Source organism: Nitratireductor arenosus (assembly GCF_009742725.1).
In the GTDB taxonomy this organism is placed as follows: Bacteria; Pseudomonadota; Alphaproteobacteria; order Rhizobiales; family Rhizobiaceae; genus Mangrovimarina; species Mangrovimarina arenosa.
Genome location: NZ_WPHG01000003.1, coordinates 620,254 through 636,888 on the forward strand (window position 1 = coordinate 620,254; position 16,635 = coordinate 636,888).

Genomic DNA, 16,635 nt, shown 5'->3' on the forward strand with positions numbered 1-16,635 from the left:
GGGCCCGCGCTCAGTCCGGCAGGAGCTCTGCCAGCAGCCGGATCTGGTTGCCGCCCATCACCCGTGCGATATCGTGTTCGCCTAGGCCTTCGGCGAGCAAAGCTTCGGTCAGGAGCGGCAGGCCGGTCGTGTCGAACGGCACGTCGACGGCGCCGTCATAGTCGGAACCGAGGCCGACATGCTCGGCCCCGATCAGATCGATCACGTATTTCTGCGCCCGGGCGATTGCGGCCGGATCGGTGCCGCACACCGCCGTGTCCCAATAGCCGATGCCGACCAGCCCGCCATTGGCGGCGATGGCGCGCAATTGCCCGTCGCTGAGATTGCGGTTGTTGTCGCAGGTTCCCTTGACCCCGCCATGCGACACCACGACCGGCCGGGTCGCCATGGCCAGCACCTCGTCGATCTGTTTTTGCGAGCCGTGCGCAATGTCGACGATCATGCCCAGTTCTTCCATGCGCGCGATCATCTTCCGGCCGGCCTCGGTCAGGCCGCCCTTGTCGATGCCGTGCGCCGAGCCGGCCATTTCATTGTCGAAGAAATGGGTCGGCGCCATCATCCGGTAACCGGCCGCGAACATGGCGTCGACATTGGCGGGGTCGCCCTCCAGAACCTGCGCGCCCTCGATGCCGAGAATGCCGGCGACGATCTCCGGTTCGGTTTTGCGGCGCTCGAGAAACACCGCCAGATCGGCCTTGGTCTTGACGATGACGAAACGGCCGTTCGAGGCTTGCGCCATCGCGTGCAGCCTCTCAGCCTGGTAGAGCGCGCGCTGCTTGAGGCTGAACCAGGTGCGCAGCGGCCAGCGTTGGCCGATGGCGAGCCAGGTGACGTTGTCGCTGTCGTCGGCGTTGCGCTCGATATTGAGGCCGCTCGGGGTCTTGGAAACCAGGGTGAACATCTGCACGGCGACATTGCCCTCGATCAGGCGGGGAACGTCGACATGGCCGCGTTCGCCGCGTTCGAGCAGGTCGCGGCCCCACAAAAGCGAATCCGCGTGCATGTCGGCGACCACCAGCGTCTCGTGCAGGCGCCGGGCGGCCGCCGTCGCCTCGTAGGGCGGCGCAACCAGCACCTGGTTCATCGAGCGCTCGACCATTGCAGGCGCGACGAAAAAGAAGATGCCGAGCCCGATCGCCGCGACGAGCAACGCGGCGGCGGCCGCGATTTTCAGGATTCGGCGCATCGATCGCCCCCTTCGGCGCTGGCGGTTCGCGACCCGAGGGGCCGGCGCGTCAAGTCTTGCTCGTTTCGGCGCGCTGGCGCAACTCCGCGCGCAGCGCCCGGATCTCGGCCAGGATCAGCTCCTGCTCGTTTTGCAAAGCCTGGCGCTCGGCCGTCGCCTCGGCGTCGTGCTCTTCCTGCATGGCCGAGACGATGATGCCGATGAACAGGTTGAGCACGGTGAAGGTGGTCGACACGATGAAGGGAATGAAGAACAGCCACGCCCAGGGGAAGACCGCCATCACCGGCCGCACGATGCCCATCGACCAGCTTTCCAGCGTCATGATCTGGAACAGCGAATAGGCCGACAGCGCGATGGTGCCGAACCAGTCGGGAAAGGCCGCGCCGAACAGCTTGGTCGCCATGACCGAAAACACGTAATAGACCAGCGACAGCAGCAGCATGATCGAACCCATGCCCGGCAGGGCGGCGATCAGCCCGCCGACGACGCGGCGCAGCGACGGCACCATGCCGATGATCCTCAGCACGCGCAGGATGCGCAGCGCACGCAGCACCGAGAGGCTGCCGGTCGCCGGCATCAGCGCGATCCCGACCACCACCAGGTCGAAAATGCGCCACGGATCGCGGAAAAAATCGGTCCGATAGACGATAAAGCGAGCCAGCAACTCGGCCACGAACACCGCCAGGATCGCCCGATCGAGCACCACAAGCAGCGGGCCAGCGGCGTTCATCGCGCGCTCCGACGTCTCCAGCCCCAGCGTCACCGCGTTGACGACGATCAGGACGGTGATGGCGAGATCGAAGCGGCGGGATTCGATCAGGGATTTGAGCTGGTTCACGGCGTCGGGCTCCGGCTGCGTGGCAAGGGCGGGATTGCGGTCGTGTCGGACCGTTGCCGCCAGATAGGGGCTCGCCGACGCCGTGGCCAGAGCCGCGGCGAATTATCATCGGCTTCACGTAGGCTGCCGGCCCATGCGATGCTGGCTGATGCGGGACCGGGATCGGCCCCGGCATTGCCCTGCGATCGCGAGAAAAAGCATGAGCCGCCTCGAATCCTTCATCCGCCGCATGAGCGCGCAGCGCGATCTGCTCAATGAGGCGGCGCGCCGGATCGCCGAAATCGACGGGCCGGTGGTCGAGCTCGGGCTCGGAAACGGCCGCACCTTCGACCATCTGCGCACCCTGTTCCCGCAACGCCGTATTCTCGTCTTCGACCGCAAGATGTCGGCCTTCGCCGCATCGCGGCCGGCGCCGGAGGATTTCGTCGAGGGCGAAATCCGCGAGCGCGCCACCGCCTTTGCCGGCATCGGCGCAGCACTCGTCCATTGCGACATCGCCACCGGCTATGCCGAGGCCGACGACGCCACCATCGCTTGGCTTGCCGACGTCGTCGCGCCGCTGCTGCGCCCCGGCGGCTTCGCCGTCAGCGGCATGCCGCTCGAGCATGACGAACTGGAAGCGCTCGCCCTGCCGCCCGGCGTGGCCGAGGGGCGTTATTTTTTCTACAGGCGGCGTTGACGGCGGCGGCGGCGTTGGTGTGGCGATTCCGCTTGACGCCCGCCCGCCGCTCGCCGATTAATGACGCGAATGCGGGCGTAGTTCAGAGGTAGAACGCAAGCTTCCCAAGCTTGATGTCGTGGGTTCGATTCCCATCGCCCGCTCCAAATTCACGGATTTCGAACGCGTATTACCACCTCGTCCGCACGCTTGTGTCCGCGAGCGGGGCGCGGCGATGGTTACGGTTTGCGCCTGGCGACCGCCTTGCCGTTGCGGTCGAACAGATGCGTCTTGCCGGCTGCAAGGTCGAGGGCGACCGTCGCGCCGGGCGCAAAGCGCCGCTCGGGCGGCGCCTTGGCCACAAGTGTTGCGCCCGATTGCGTCTCCATCTCTAAGAGCGTCTGATCGCCGAGCCGTTCTACCAGGCGTACCACTGCCCGCACGCCGCCGCCTTCGCCCTCAGCCGGCACGAGATGTTCGGGCCGGATGCCGAGCGTGACCGGCGCGCCCGGCGCAAGAGCCTGCATATCGCGATCCGTCACCAGCAATTCGCCGGTTTCGGGACTGCTTACGCGCAGGCCGCCCGCGTCGGGGCCGACGATCTCGGCGGCAAGGAAATTCATCTTCGGCGAGCCGATGAACCCGGCCACGAACAGGTTTTGCGGCCGTTCGTAGAGTTCGATCGGCGTGCCGATCTGCTGGACGATGCCGGCGTCGAGCACGACGATGCGGTCGGCCAGCGTCATCGCCTCGACTTGGTCGTGGGTGACGTAGATCATCGTTGCGCCAAGATCGGCGTGGAGCTTGGCGATCTCGCGCCGCGTGCTGACGCGCAGCGCGGCGTCGAGATTGGACAGCGGCTCGTCGAACAGGAAGACCTGCGGATCACGCACGATCGCCCGGCCGATCGCCACCCTTTGGCGCTGGCCGCCCGAAAGCTGGTTCGGCCGCCGGTCGAGCAGGTGTTCCATCTGCAGGATGCGCGCGGCTTCGCGCACCCTGGTCTCGATCTCCGCCTTCGGCCGGCGCGCCAGCTTCAGCCCGAAGGCCATGTTCTGGTAGACGGTCTTGTGCGGATAAAGCGCGTAGCTCTGGAACACCATGGCGATACCGCGATCCTTCGGCGCCCGTTCATTGCAGCGCTCGCCACCGATGTAGAGATCGCCGCCGGAGATATCCTCCAGCCCGGCGATCATGCGCAGCAGCGTCGATTTTCCGCAACCGGACGGACCGACGAAGACGATGAACTCGCCGTCGGCCACGTCCAGGTCGACGCCCTTGATCACCCGGACCTGGCCATAGGCCTTTTCGATACTGTCGAGCCTGACCGTCGCCATGGCGTTCCGCGCCCCTATCCAGAAGTCCGTCGCGGGGCCGGCTTACGCCGTACCCTTCATGCGGTCCTTGAAATGACCGAGATGCTTTTGCTGCGCCTCGATCATGCGCTCGCGATACTGGCCGTAGATCAGGTCGGTGTCGGCTAGCGTCACCCCGGCGATCGTCGGCGAGGCGAAGGTCGGCAGTTCGATGCCGCGATCGGCGAGCTTCTGCGCAGTGCGCGCGATCAGTTCGTGCATCAGCATCATCGCAAGTACGGTCGAGGAGCCGGAGACCGGACGCGACCAGCCGTCCACGTTCACGATCGAATCCTCGATCGGTGCGCGCGTGTCGACGATCGCGTCGGCGATGTCGCCAAGCCGCTTGCCCGACGAATGGGTGGCCGGCTTGTCGAGATTGTGGGTCGAGGTGATGGCGGCAACGAACAGGCCGCGTTTCTTGGCGTAGAGCGCCGTTTCGATACCGGAGGCGTTGCGGCCGCTATGGCCGAAAATGACGATCGAATCGCCGGGATTGAGCGGCTGGTGATCGAGGAATTTTTCGGCGTAGTTTTCGGTGCGCTCCAGCCACAGCAATTCGCGCACGCCGCCGGCGCCGAGCACGTTGTGCCACATCAGGCGCGGATCGGTGAGCGGGTTGAATCCGACATAGGAGCCGTAGCGCGGAAACGCTTCCTGGCACGGCAGCACCGAGTGGCCGGAACCGTAGAGATGGACCAGGCCGCCATCGGCGAGCGAACCGGCGAGCTTGGACGACACCGCGTCGAGGGCCTCCTGGTTGGTTTCTGCGGCCTCCTCGGCGAGTTTGATCAGGCGGCTGATGTAAAGCGTGGACATGGGTGTGATATGCCTTTCCCTTGCAGTTAAAGATGAAGACGCGAGCGGATTTCGTAGCGATCGCCGCGCATGATGGAGTGGACGAATTCGAACGGGCCGAGCGCGTCGCAGGTGATGCGCTCGACCACGAAAGCCGGGCTGCCGGGTTCGATGCCAAGCAGGGCGGCGTCCTCGGCGCAGGCCGTACCGACCCGGTAGACCTCCCGCGCCTCGCGCGGCGTGATCGAGAAATCGCGCTTCAGCGTTTCGTAGAGCGATGCGGACGGCTGGTGCAGCGCCAGAAGGCCGGGCACGCGCGCTGCCGGCAGATAGGCCGTCTGCAGGCCGATCGGCGCTTCGTTGCCCAGCCGCAGGCGGCGCAGCTTGACCACCGGCTCGCCTTCGCGGATTTCCAGCGCCGTCGCAGCCTCGGGCGATGCCGCTTCTTCGCACAGATCGAGCAGGCGTGAGCCCACTTTCAGACCGAGCCCGGCCATTTCCTGGGTGAAGCTGGTCAGGCCGCGCACGCCGGCGATCACCCGTGAGGATCGCACGAAGGTGCCGCGGCCGTGCTCGCGCCGCAGCAGGCCGGATTCTTCCATATTGCGCAGCGCGTGGCGCACGGTGATGCGGCTGACCCCGAGCAGGCCGCTCAGCCGCGCTTCGTTCGGCAGTTGCATGCCGTCGGTCCAGGTGCCGTTTGCGATCAGTTCGCGCATCGCGGTTTCGGCCTGGTGCCACAGCGGCTCGGGCCGGCGCCGGTCGGGAAGGGCGGTGTTGCCGAGTTCGCTCATGCCGTCGTCTCCCACAAAGTGCTGCCGGCTGCCGCGGCCGCCGCGCCTGCGAGCGCGGCGGTGTCGCCGAGCAGGCCCGGCCGGATCTCGATCCCGCGCAGATGCGGCGGCAATTGACGTCGCATCGCGACCGCGACACGGCGCTCGATCACGTCAAACCCGGCCGCGACGCCGCCGGCGACGATGACGATCTGCGGGTCGGTCAGCGCGACGGCGCCGGCAAGAGTGACGCCGAGTGCCGCCGCCGGCCGGTCAAGCAGCGCATTGGCGGCGGCGTCGCCGGCGCGCGCGCGGGCGATCAGCGTGCCGCCGTCGGCCATGTCGTTGTCGCGTGCGATTCCGTCGAGCGCGCGGCCGGCCGCCTGGCGTTCGAGCCAGCCGGCGCGGTCGTCGCCCGGATCGTCGGGATCGGCGCAGGCCCAGCCGAACGAGGTCGCGCCGCCATGCGCGCCCCGAAGAATGCGTCCGCCGGCCAGCACCGCCGAGCCGATGCCGGTGCCGATCGCAAGCAGAATCGCGTCTGCCATGCCGCGCGCTGCCCCGGCGCTGGCCTCGCCCAGAAGCGTCATATGGGCGTCGTTGCCGACCGCCACCGGCGTGTCGGGTACGAGCGTGGCTAGGTCCGCGCCCTCGAGCCAGGGCAGGTTGGGGATCCAGGCGCAGCGCGTGCCCGTCACCAGCCCCGGCACCGCGAGGCCGACGCGTGCCGCGTGATGCTGCTGAACCAGTGTGCCGATCAGGGCGACGAAATCCTCCAGGCAGGCGGGCGCGGCCCAGCGGCCGACCGGCTCGAGCGGGGCCGCCCGGCCCGGCCGGGCGATCGCGGCGCGCAGATTGGTGCCGCCGAGATCGATGGCGAGGATCGCACTCATCCCTTCACCCCGGAACTGACGATACTGTCGACGAAGAAGCGTTGCAGCAGGACGAACATGACCAGCGGCGGCAACACCGCCAGCGTGGCGCCGGCCATGACCAGATGCGTGTTCATGGCGCCGCGATTATAGGACAGGAGCCGGCTCAGGCTGATGACGATCGGGTAATCGTCGCTGTTGCCCTGCAGCACGGTCAGCGGCCACAGATAGGTGTTCCAGTGATAGACGAAGGCGAACAGGGTTAGCGCTGCAAGCGCCGGCACCACGCTCGGCGCGACGACGGAAAACACGATCCTGAGTTCCGAAGCGCCGTCGACGCGGGCGGCGTCGATCAAATCGTCCGGCACGCCGGCGATGAACTGGCGCATCAGGAAGATGCCGAAGGCGTTGGCCAGATGCGGCACGATCACGCCCAACAGGCTGGCGTTGAGGCCGATCGCCGTGACCAGCCGGTAGAGCGGGATCAAGGTGACGATCGGCGGCAGGAACATCGTGGCGATCAGCACGGCGAACAGCGCGTCGCGGCCGCGAAACCGGTATTTGGCGAAAGCGTAGCCGGCCATCAGGCTGGTGATCAGGATGCCGGCGGTGGTCACGGTTGCAATCACCGCCGAGTTCCAGAACGAGCGCCCGGCATTGATGACGTCGGCGACCTCGCTATAGGCGTCGAGACTGGGCGTTGCCGGCAGCCACACCGGCGGCACCTGCATGCTTTCAGCTGGGGTCTTGAAGCTCGACAGCACCATCCACACCAGCGGAAAGGCGGCGACCACCGCCACGATCACGATCGCCAGCCGCAGGCCGGCGGCGGCCGCGTCGATGCGCACGCGAGGCCGGCGCGTCGGTGAGGTGGTGCGCTGGTTCATTCCTCGTCCCTCCGGCGGGCGAAGGCAAACAGCACCACGATGACGACGATCAAAGACAACATCAGCATCACCGCCATGGCCGAGCCGAGCCCTCCCTGGGCCCGTTCGATGCCGACCCGGCGGATGTGATAGGTGAGCACGTTGGTGGAGCCGGCCGGCCCGCCCTGGGTGATCAGGGCCACCGGCTCGAACACCTGCACGGCGTTGATGACGGCGATGACGGCGCTGAACAGCAGGGTGCGCTTGAGAAGCGGCAGGGTGATGCCGAAAAACTCCTGCAGCCGGTTGGCGCCGTCGATGCGCGCCGCCTCATAGAGCGCGGTCGGAATCTGGGTCAGCCCGGCGATGACCAGAACGGTGAAATAGCCGACCTGCTGCCAGACATTCAAAAACACGATCGACAAAAGCGCGGTGTCGGGCGAGGACAGCCACGGCTGTGGGCCGAGGCCGACCCAGCCGAGCATCTGGTTGATCGGCCCCTCGCTCGGCGAATAGAGCTTCGACCAAACCAGCGCGACCGCGATCATCGGCACCATATAGGTGGAAAACAGGATGGCGCGCAGGACATTGCCGCCGGCGACGCGACGCTGGTAGACCAAAAGGCCGAGCAGCACCGACAGCGGCAGGATGATGGCGACCGACAGGGCGGTGTAGACCGCCGTGTTGGAAAAGGCGCGCTTGAAGTCGCGGCCGACCGAGATCGGTCCGAAAATATCGTGATAATTGCGCAGGCCGACGAAGCGCGCGGTGGCGAAACCGGTCTGGGTCGACCAGTCGTGGAAGGACAACCACACGGTCAGCGCCATCGGGATAACGATGAACACCCCGATCAGGCCGACAGCCGGGGCCAGCATGAGCCCGATGGGTCCTTTCGCCGTCCTGTTCATATCGTCACATCCGCTCGCGCTGTGTCGCCGGGCACGGAGCTGCGCGCCCCGTGCCCGGTGTTGGCGGTTTCAGGCTACTGGCGCGCGCGCTCCAAGATCGAGGTTGCGTCCGCCTGGGCATTGGCCTGCGCCTCGGCGGCGGTGACCTGACCATATTGCAAGGCTTCGATCACCTGCTGCAACGCTTCGGAGAACTCCTGCCCGCCCGGCACGACCGGAAAGGCTTTTGCGTTCGCCAGCACGTCGACATATCCGGCCAGGAAGTCGCGGCCGAGTTCGTCCTGATAGGCCTCCACGTCGGAGCTGCGCGAGGGCAGGATGCCCATCGACATCAGGATGCCCGACATCGCCGAAGCGCCGTTCTCGCCCGACTCCGGGCCGTTGATCCAGGCGAGGAAATCCCAGGCCGCCTCGCGCCTGGCGTCCTCGGAGCCGGCATTGACCACCGTCAGCCAGGAATAGGAAATCGAGCGCGCGGTGTCGCCGCTCGGCCCGACCGGGATCGGCGCGGTGCCGATATTGGCGAAGGCGTCGCCCATGCCGGCGCGCAACGCGCTTTCCCACCAGTTCGCCATGATGATCATGCCGGTATTGCCGGAGACGAAATTGTCGAGGAACGGCCCGGTCGTGTTGGCGTCGGCGGTGCCCATGGCCGGGTCGGTGTAACCCTCGCCGATCATCGTTTCGTAGAGGGCGAAGGTCTCGCCGGCGGCCGCGCTGTCGAGCGCCGGCTCGCCGTCAAGTACCAGATCGCCGCCATTGGAGACCAGCAGCGAGGCGAACGGATGCACCACGCCCGCCGGCCAGGAATTGATCATACCGAAGCCCTGGCGGGTGATGCGTCCGCCCTCGGTCTTGGTGATCGCCGCGGCCGCGGCCTTCAACTCGTCCCAGGTCGCCGGCGGGCTGGCGATGCCGGCCTCCTCGAACAGGGTTTTGTTGTAGTTGAGGGCGTAGACATTGATCTCGTTCGGGATGCCGTAGACGGCGCCGTCGACGCTCGCCGCCGCGGCAATGCCCGCCGGCCATGCCTTGCCGACCTCGCCGGCGACGGCCTCCGGGGCCTTTTCCACCAGCCCGTCGCGCACCAGTTCCGGCAGCCACAGATCGTAGATGCTGGCGATCGTCGGGCCGCCGGCCCCGCCGCCTTGCGAGCGGATGGTCGTCAACAAATCGCCGAACGGCACGGCCTGGACGGTGATGGTCACGTCGGGGTTGGCGCTTTGGTATTTTTCCGCCGCCGCCTCCAGGAGCGCGACCGTGTCCGGTGACCAATGCGTCAGGTAGGATATCTCGACGGGCTCGGCGAAGGCCGCGCAGGGCAGGGCCACGGCGGCGGCGAGCGTCAGCTTGATGCGTGTCAGATGTCTCATCGTCATGTTCCTCCGGAAGCCTCTTTGACAGAGTGTCTGCATGTCGGCGCAAAATTGGTTATAACAACATAATCTATTTTGCAACGCCGATATCCTCGATATGCCGAAGCAAAGCACCGGACGAACCGTGCTGCGGTGGGAATCGGCGTCGGATTCGTGTCATACGGCACGCGCGCTTCGCGCTAGACATTCCGCGTCGGACACGAGCCGGAATGTGCCGCCAGATTTTCGTTGGCGGCGTCGACCCGACCTGAGCAGCGGTCCCGTTTTGCAACATGAAGTTGCGGGCGTTACCAAAAAGCAAGCGAAGGAAGAACGACCATGTGCGGTTTTGTGTGTTTGTGGAACGTCGGCGACGAGGCGCTTGCCGCCGCGATGATCGAAAAGATCGCCCATCGCGGCCCGGACGCCGTCGCCGTTACCCGTGCGCCGCACGCACCGGTGGTGATGGCGCATTGCCGGCTGTCGATCATCGGACCGCAGGACGGCGCGCAGCCGATCCACCAGGGCGACGACATCCTGGTCGTCAATGGCGAAATCTACAATCACGTCGATCTGCGCGCGGTCCTCGGTGAAAGCGTCTTCGAAACCCAGAGCGATTCGGAGACGATCCTGCACCTGTCGCGCACCGCCAGCCGGCGCTGGGTGTCGCGGCTCGACGGCATGTTCGCCTTCGTGCTCGCCACGCGCGGGCGCATTCTCGCCGGGCGCGATCCACTCGGCATCAAGCCGCTCTACGTTGCGCGGCTTGGCGGCGGCCTGGCGTTCGCCTCCGAGTTGAAGGCGTTCGACGGGCTGGCGGTGTCCGACATCGAGGCGATCCCGCCCGGCTCATTGTTCGACAGCAATGGCGACATGCGCCGCTGGTTCCGCATGCCGCAGGGCGCGGCCGAAGCCGAGACCGGCCTGGACGAACAGGCGACATGGCGCGAATTGCGGCTGGTGCTGGAGGACGCGGTCAAGAAATGGATGGTCGCCGATGTCGAGGTCGGCGCCTTCCTGTCGGGCGGACTCGACAGTTCCATCATCGCCGCGTTGGCGGCCAGGGCCGCGCCCGCGCGGCTGAAGACCTTTTCGGTCGGACTGGAAGGCAGCCCGGATCTCGTTGCGGCGCGGCGGGTCGCGGCCCATATCGGCAGCGCGCATTTCGAGCACGCCTTCACCCCAGACGACGTCGCGCGTGTGCTGCCGCATGTGATCTACCATCTTGAAAGCGCCGATGTGGATTTGGTGCGCAGCGCCGTGCCGACCCATTTCGCCGCCGCACTGGCGCGTCGCCACGTCAAGGCGGTGCTGACCGGCGAGGGCGCGGACGAGCTGTTCGCCGGCTACACCTATCACCACGCCTATGTCGACCGGCCGCGCGCGCTCGCCGACGAGCTGACCCGCTCGCTGGCCACCATGCACAATATCAACCTGCAGCGCGTCGACCGCATCACCATGGCCGAGAGCCTGGAGGCGCGTACGCCGTTTCTGGACCGCGATCTGATCACCTTCGCCCAGTCGATTCCCGCATCGCTGAAAATGCGCCGCACCGACCCGTCCGCGGCCGAAAGCACGGGACCGACCACGGAAAAATGGATTTTGCGCAAGGCCTGCCAGGATCTGCTGCCGCACGATCTGGTCTGGCGCAAGAAGGCGCAGTTCGACGAGGGTTCGGGTACGGTCGACGCGTTGCGCGAGGCTCTGATGATCATGGAAGGGGCGAAAGAGCCGCTCGACCGGGCGGCCGAAGGCGCGGTCTACGAACGCTTGCTGCGCGCGCGCTACCGGGACCCCGAGCGCGTGCTGGCCAATGCCGGCAAATGGGAGTCCGACCGGGTCGCGCTCGCCGTTTGACGACGGACGGGCCTACGGCTGCGTGTCGTTCCAGTGCACCATCGGCAGCCCCGCGACCGGGCTGCGGAAGGATGGAATGGTGGTGCCGCGCAGCGAGCCGATATAGACGGTTTCTAGGTCCGGCCCGCCGAAGGTGACGCTGGCGAACCAGGGCGCGATCGTGCCGCCGCAGGCCAGCATCAGTTCCGGCGTCGCCTTACCTTCTTCGAACGCCTCCATCAGCCGTCGGCTCGGCCCGGGATTGTCGTCGTCGAGGATGATGCGCAGCTCGCCGTCGGGCGTGATCGCGAAGATGCGGTCGCTCATCACATGCGTGCCCCACAGATTGCCGTGAGCGTCGAAGGCGATGCCGTCGATGAACGCGCCGTGATCCTCAGGCCCGTAAGTCTGGCGCTGCGACAGCGTGCCGTCCCCGGCGACGCGGAAGCGGATGATCCTGCGCCCGGTGGTTTCCACGACGTAGAGCCATTCCTCTTTGGCGTCGAGGCGGATCTCGTTGGTGAAGGCGATGTCGCTCGCCACGGTGCGCACGCGATCGCCCTCCACCAGCAGGATCGACCCGTCGCGGATCAGGCTGCTTGCCGCGTCCATCCAGTTCCTAATCTGGGTCGAGACCGTCACCCACAGCCGGTCCCTGGAATCGCGCAGCACGAAATTGACCTTGCCGATCGGCCTGCCGTCGACCTGGTCGAGCAGCACCTTCGTATCTCCGTCGCGGGTCATCAGCTCCAGGCAATCGGTGCCGAAATTGGAGATGTAGATCGAGCCGTCGCGGGCAAAAGCGAGCCCGTTCGGCAAGGTGCCTTCGGTAAAACGTCTGGCGTCGTCGGCCGCCGTTGCGAAAGCCTGGGCATGGCTTTGCGCGATCAGCTCCTGGGAGCCGTCGGGACGGATATGCATGACGCCGGAGCGCGCGTCGGCCGCCCACAGGCTGCCGTCGCGCTCGGCCAAAATGCATTCGGGTCGTTGCAGGTCGTGGCCGACGTGACGGATGTCATTCTTGGAGACGGTGAAGCCGTCGATCGGGTTGGCCGTCATCTCAGACCTCCTTCCAGCCGTCAGCGGTCTTCATGCGGTGGCGGATGGTGTTCTGCCGCCCCAGCGTCTGCTCGATGAAGCAGCCTTTCTTCGCCGCTTCGATCAGGGCGACGACCTTGTCGTCATCGTCCGGGCTGTCGATTGAGACGTCGATCTCGAAGCTGCGCGGCGCGGTTTCATAGACCCGGCCTGCAGCCTGCCAGTCCCACTGCACGCGCGTATCGACCGACAGGTCGTTCAGGGTAACGCCGAGCCGTTTGGCGAAGGCGCGGATCTGGGTCATGATGCAGCCGGTCAGACCGCCGACGAACAGCGCCAGCGGCGGCGGCGCGCTGGCATCGCCGCCATGGAAGGAGCCTTCGTCGGTCGCCATCGTGAATGGCCCTTCCTCGAAAGGCAGCACCATTTTCACGTCGAGCTCGTTGCGCATCTTGCCGGTTGCAGTACCCCGGCAGTCGAATTGCACCGTCGCATTTTGCATTGCCTCGGCCATCAGAACTTCACCCTGTCGCCGCCCTTGAGTTCAAGGATATCCCGGGCTTCCGCCGGCGTGGCGATCGCGTGGCCGAGCTCTTCGAGGATTTTCCTGATCTTGGCGACCTGCTCGGCATTGGATTTCGCCAGCGTGCCCCGGCCGATATGCAGCGAATCCTCCAGTCCGACGCGGACATGCCCGCCCAGCATGGCGGCCTGGGTGATGAACGGCATCTGGTAGCGGCCCGCCGCCAGCACCGACCACACATAGTCGTCGCCGAACAGCCGGTCGGCGGTCTGTTTCATGAAGATGACGTTTTCCATCTCCGCGCCGATGCCGCCCAGAATGCCGAAGATCGACTGCACCAGGAAGGGCGGCTTCACCAGGCCCTGGTCGACGAAATGGGCCAGATTGTAGAGATGGCCGACATCGTAGCATTCGTGCTCGAAGCGCGTGCCGCAGCCCTCGCCGAGATGTTTGAGGATATAGGCGATGTCGCGGAACGTGTTGCGGAAGATGAAGTCGTCGCTGGCTTCCAGGAACGGCTTTTCCCAGTCGAATTTCCAGTCCTGGTATTTGCCGGCGAGCGGATGCAGGGCGAAGTTCATCGAGCCCATGTTGAGCGAGCACAGTTCCGGCTCGGCCTGCAGCGGCGCGGCCAGCCGCTGCTCGATGGTCATGCCGAGCCCGCCGCCGGTGGTGATGTTGACCACCGCGTCGGTAGCTTGCTTGATGCGCGGCAGGAATTGCATGAACACGGCCGGATCCGGCGTCGGCCTGCCGGTCTCGGGATCGCGGGCGTGCAGATGGATGATCGACGCGCCGGCCTCGGCCGCCTCGATCGACTGGCGCGCGATCTCGTCGGGCGTGATCGGCAGCGCGTCCGACATGGTCGGCGTGTGCACGCCGCCGGTAACCGCGCAGGTGATGATGACCTTGTCGTTCTTGCGGGCCATGGGTCTGATCCTCAATCGTTGAAAATGGCGACGGCGCGGGTGAAGCCTGCCGAGGCCGCCTTGATCTTGAAGGGAAAGCAGGCGATCTCGTATCCGGTCGCCGGCAGCTGATCGAGATTGGCAAGCTTTTCCAGGTGGCAGTAGCCGATCTCCATCCCGGCGCGGTGGCCTTCCCAGATGATTTTCGGGTCGTGCGTTTCGGCGAATTTTTTCGCCGTGTGCACGAACGGCGCGTCCCAGCTCCAGCCGTCGGTGCCGGTCACGCGCACGCCGCGCTCCAGGAGGTAAAGCGTCGCCTCGCGGCCCATGCCGCAGCCTTTCGCGACATAGTCGGGCTTGCCGTAATGCGCGCCGGCCGTGGTGTTGACCACGACGATGTCGAGTGGCTTGAGTTCGTGGCCGATGCGCGCGAGTTCCGCCTCGACATCGGCGGCGGTGACGACATAGCCGTCCTCGAAATGGCGGAAATCGAGCTTCACGCCGGGATTGAAGCACCATTCCAGCGGCACCTCGTCGATGGTGATGGCGCGCTCGCCATTGTTCATCGTCGAGGCGTAGTGCCAGGGCGCGTCGAGATGGGTGCCGTTGTGGGTGGAGACGCTCAACTGCTCTACGGCCCAGCCTTCACCGTTGGGCAGTTGGTCCTTGTCGAGCCCGGGAAAGAAACCGGTGATCTGGTCCGCCGTCATCCGGTGATCGAAATAATCGATCTTCGGCAGCGCCATCGGCGGGTCCGACGCGATGTCGGTTTCGAGCGGAACGGAAAGGTCGACGATTCTGCGCGGCATTTTTGCTCCTCAACGGCCTAGGGGCAGGGTTGCGAGAGAGGGGAAGACAAGCACGAGGATGAGCACGACGGTCATCATCAGCGCGAACGGGGCGGCACCGCGGAAAATGTCGCCGAGGCTGATCGTGTCGTCGTCGAGCGTCGACTTGATGACGAAGACGGAGATGCCGAAAGGCGGCGTCAACAGCCCGATCTCGACCGCGATCACGGTGACGATGCCGAACCAGACCAGGTCGACGCCCATCGGCTGCAGCACCGGCAGCATCAGCGGCACCAGGATCAGCATGATCGAGGAGGAATCGAGGATCGTGCCCATCACGATCACCAGCACCACGTAGGCGATGATCACGCCCCAAAAGCCGATATCGGCGGTCGCGACGAATATGCCGAACTCGTTCGGCACGCCCGACAGCGCCAGCATGCGCGAATACATCTGCGCCGCGATGATCAAAAAACAGACCGAGGCGGTGACCAACCCGGTGTCGGTCAGCACGTCCCAGAAATTGGAAAAGGTGAGCACGCGCCGCCACAGGCCGATCACGATCGCGCCGAGGCAGCCGACGGCGCCGGCCTCGATCGGGGTGAAGGCGCCGAGATAGATCCCGCCAAGAACGACGAGGATCAGGATCGCGATCGGCAGTCCCTTGGCCATCATTTCGCGGCTCGACAGGCTGTGAAGATGGTCGCCGGACAGGTCTTCGCCGATGAAGCGCGGCCAGAAATGGGCCATCGCGATCACCCCGCCGGCGAAGATCGCGGCCAGAAGCAGACCGGGAATGACGCCGGCGATGAACAGATCGCCCACCGACTGTTCGGTCAAAAGCCCGTACAGGATGAGAAGCAGGCTCGGCGGGATCAGCATGCCGAGCACCGAGGAGCCGGCGACGACCCCGACGGAAAACTGCTTGGTGTAGCCGTGCCGCACCATTTCCGGCACGGCGATGCGGGTGAAGACCGCGGCCGAGGCGATCGAAATGCCGGTGATGGCGGCGAAGATCGCATTGGCGGCGACGGTGGAGACGCCGAGCCCGCCCTTCAGACGCTGGAAGAGCTGGGCGGCGACGTCATAGGCGTCCCGGCCCATGCCGGTGACGGACACCAGGAAACCCATCAGCACGAAAAGCGGCACCACGCCGAAGAAGTAGGACGAGATCGTCTCGGAAGCCGCGAGCGCGAGGAGCTTGCCGGCCAGAAGCGGCGAGCCCTTGATCAGCCAGACCCCGACATAGGAGCACAGCATCAGCGCGATCGGCACCCACAGCCCGGCATAAACGAGCACGACCATGGCGCCGAGCGTGGCCAGACCGATTTCGAAAGGGCTCATCGGCCGCGCTCCCCGTCCGCGCCGTCGCCTTTTCCGGTCACAAGACCGTAGGCGGCGATCAGGCCGGCAATTGCCATCTGCATGATCAGCGCCGCGCAGCCGATCAGAATGACCAGCTTCACCGGCCAGTCCGGTGCGGTGAAATCGCCGAACGTGCCGACATAGGTGTTGCGTTCCCAGGCTTTTTGAAACAGCGGATAACTCGCCGACAACACGAACCAGATGAGCGCCAGAGCGGCGGCGGCATAGACCAGTTCGATGGCGTGGCGCAGGCGCGGGGCCCGCGCCGCGATCAGGTCCAGAAAGGCGTCCGTGCGGGTGAAGCGGCCCATGCGGAAAGCCTGCGACACTTGCAGGAAGACGATCGCCACGATCGACATCGACACGATTTCCGGCACGCCGGAGATCGGCGCGAGGAAAAGCTCGCGGCCGATCACGTCGGCATTGACCAGCACGACGAGGCCGAGAATCAGCAGCGTGCCGAGCACGTTGAGGCCGTTGGAGATGCCGTCGGCGAGCGCGCGGAGGCGCCGTCCCGTCCCGGAGCCGCGTTGCGGCTCCGGTGTTTGCTGCGCTGTCATGGCTGGTT

Annotated in this window: 17 protein-coding genes and 1 tRNA gene; 3 read left to right on the plus strand and 15 right to left on the minus strand. The window is 66.0% G+C overall.

Annotated features, from left to right (window positions below; all coding sequences use genetic code 11):
- Positions 1–10: 10 nt before the first annotated feature.
- Together GN330_RS14960 and GN330_RS14965 are read right to left on the minus strand one after the other, a co-directional pair.
- Positions 11–1,186, minus strand: coding sequence for a dipeptidase (locus GN330_RS14960; protein WP_156713469.1), 1,176 nt, complete (start codon positions 1,184–1,186; stop codon positions 11–13).
- A 49-nt stretch (positions 1,187–1,235) separates the two neighbouring features.
- A complete protein-coding gene (locus tag GN330_RS14965; RefSeq protein WP_343040703.1) occupies positions 1,236–2,024 on the minus strand; it encodes an ion transporter in 789 nt (262 codons plus the stop codon).
- 199 nt (positions 2,025–2,223) lie between these two features.
- Here GN330_RS14965 and GN330_RS14970 point away from each other — a divergent pair, with 199 nt between their 5' ends.
- Both GN330_RS14970 and GN330_RS14975 read left to right on the plus strand, forming a co-directional pair.
- The gene (locus tag GN330_RS14970; RefSeq protein ID WP_156713471.1) at positions 2,224–2,703 is read left to right on the plus strand and encodes a class I SAM-dependent methyltransferase; all 480 of its coding nucleotides are present in this window, start codon (positions 2,224–2,226) and stop codon (positions 2,701–2,703) included.
- Between the two features lie 71 nt (positions 2,704–2,774).
- A tRNA-Gly gene (locus GN330_RS14975) sits at positions 2,775–2,849 on the plus strand.
- A gap of 72 nt (positions 2,850–2,921) precedes the next feature.
- Here the strand turns inward: GN330_RS14975 and GN330_RS14980 are convergent.
- The 7 genes from GN330_RS14980 to GN330_RS15010 all read right to left on the minus strand — a co-directional run bounded on the left by GN330_RS14980 (position 2,922) and on the right by GN330_RS15010 (position 9,627).
- Positions 2,922–4,019 carry an ABC transporter ATP-binding protein gene (locus tag GN330_RS14980; protein ID WP_156713472.1) on the minus strand — a complete coding sequence of 366 codons (1,098 nt, stop codon included), beginning with the start codon at positions 4,017–4,019 and terminating at the stop codon, positions 2,922–2,924.
- Positions 4,020–4,061: 42 nt separating this feature from the next.
- Complete coding sequence (locus GN330_RS14985) at positions 4,062–4,856, minus strand: sugar isomerase domain-containing protein (RefSeq protein WP_156713473.1); 795 nt, start codon at positions 4,854–4,856, stop codon at positions 4,062–4,064.
- Between the two features lie 26 nt (positions 4,857–4,882).
- Complete coding sequence (locus GN330_RS14990) at positions 4,883–5,629, minus strand: GntR family transcriptional regulator (RefSeq protein WP_156713474.1); 747 nt, start codon at positions 5,627–5,629, stop codon at positions 4,883–4,885.
- A complete protein-coding gene (locus tag GN330_RS14995; protein ID WP_156713475.1) occupies positions 5,626–6,501 on the minus strand; it encodes an ROK family protein in 876 nt (291 codons plus the stop codon). Before GN330_RS14995 ends, GN330_RS14990 begins: the two co-directional genes overlap by 4 nt.
- Positions 6,498–7,367, minus strand: a complete 870-nt coding sequence (locus GN330_RS15000) for a carbohydrate ABC transporter permease (RefSeq protein ID WP_156713476.1) — start codon at positions 7,365–7,367, stop codon at positions 6,498–6,500. Before GN330_RS15000 ends, GN330_RS14995 begins: the two co-directional genes overlap by 4 nt.
- Positions 7,364–8,221, minus strand: coding sequence for a carbohydrate ABC transporter permease (locus GN330_RS15005; RefSeq protein WP_246188690.1), 858 nt, complete (start codon positions 8,219–8,221; stop codon positions 7,364–7,366). Before GN330_RS15005 ends, GN330_RS15000 begins: the two co-directional genes overlap by 4 nt.
- 107 nt (positions 8,222–8,328) lie before the next feature.
- Positions 8,329–9,627, minus strand: a complete 1,299-nt coding sequence (locus tag GN330_RS15010) for an ABC transporter substrate-binding protein (RefSeq protein WP_156713478.1) — start codon at positions 9,625–9,627, stop codon at positions 8,329–8,331.
- Positions 9,628–9,948: 321 nt separating this feature from the next.
- Here GN330_RS15010 and asnB point away from each other — a divergent pair, with 321 nt between their 5' ends.
- Positions 9,949–11,466: an asparagine synthase (glutamine-hydrolyzing) gene (gene asnB, locus GN330_RS15015; RefSeq protein WP_156713479.1), complete on the plus strand. Its 1,518-nt coding sequence runs from the start codon at positions 9,949–9,951 to the stop codon at positions 11,464–11,466.
- Between the two features lie 12 nt (positions 11,467–11,478).
- Here the strand turns inward: asnB and GN330_RS15020 are convergent, their stop codons facing one another.
- From GN330_RS15020 to GN330_RS15045, 6 genes are read right to left on the minus strand one after another with little or no spacing between them, the layout of a single operon-like run.
- Complete coding sequence (locus GN330_RS15020) at positions 11,479–12,504, minus strand: SMP-30/gluconolactonase/LRE family protein (RefSeq protein WP_156713480.1); 1,026 nt, start codon at positions 12,502–12,504, stop codon at positions 11,479–11,481.
- A gap of 1 nt (position 12,505) precedes the next feature.
- Positions 12,506–12,985 carry an OsmC family protein gene (locus tag GN330_RS15025; RefSeq protein ID WP_197435179.1) on the minus strand — a complete coding sequence of 160 codons (480 nt, stop codon included), beginning with the start codon at positions 12,983–12,985 and terminating at the stop codon, positions 12,506–12,508.
- A gap of 11 nt (positions 12,986–12,996) precedes the next feature.
- Positions 12,997–13,935, minus strand: coding sequence for a 3,5-dioxohexanoate:acetyl-CoA acetone transferase (gene kce, locus GN330_RS15030; RefSeq protein WP_156713482.1), 939 nt, complete (start codon positions 13,933–13,935; stop codon positions 12,997–12,999).
- Between the two features lie 11 nt (positions 13,936–13,946).
- Positions 13,947–14,723, minus strand: coding sequence for a cyclase family protein (locus GN330_RS15035; RefSeq protein ID WP_156713483.1), 777 nt, complete (start codon positions 14,721–14,723; stop codon positions 13,947–13,949).
- A 9-nt stretch (positions 14,724–14,732) separates the two neighbouring features.
- Entirely contained in the window at positions 14,733–16,046 is a 1,314-nt protein-coding gene (locus GN330_RS15040) for a TRAP transporter large permease (RefSeq protein WP_156713484.1), read from the minus strand.
- Complete coding sequence (locus GN330_RS15045; protein ID WP_156713485.1) at positions 16,043–16,627, minus strand: TRAP transporter small permease subunit; 585 nt, start codon at positions 16,625–16,627, stop codon at positions 16,043–16,045. The genes GN330_RS15040 and GN330_RS15045 overlap by 4 nt, the downstream gene beginning before the upstream one ends.
- Positions 16,628–16,635: the final 8 nt, after the last annotated feature.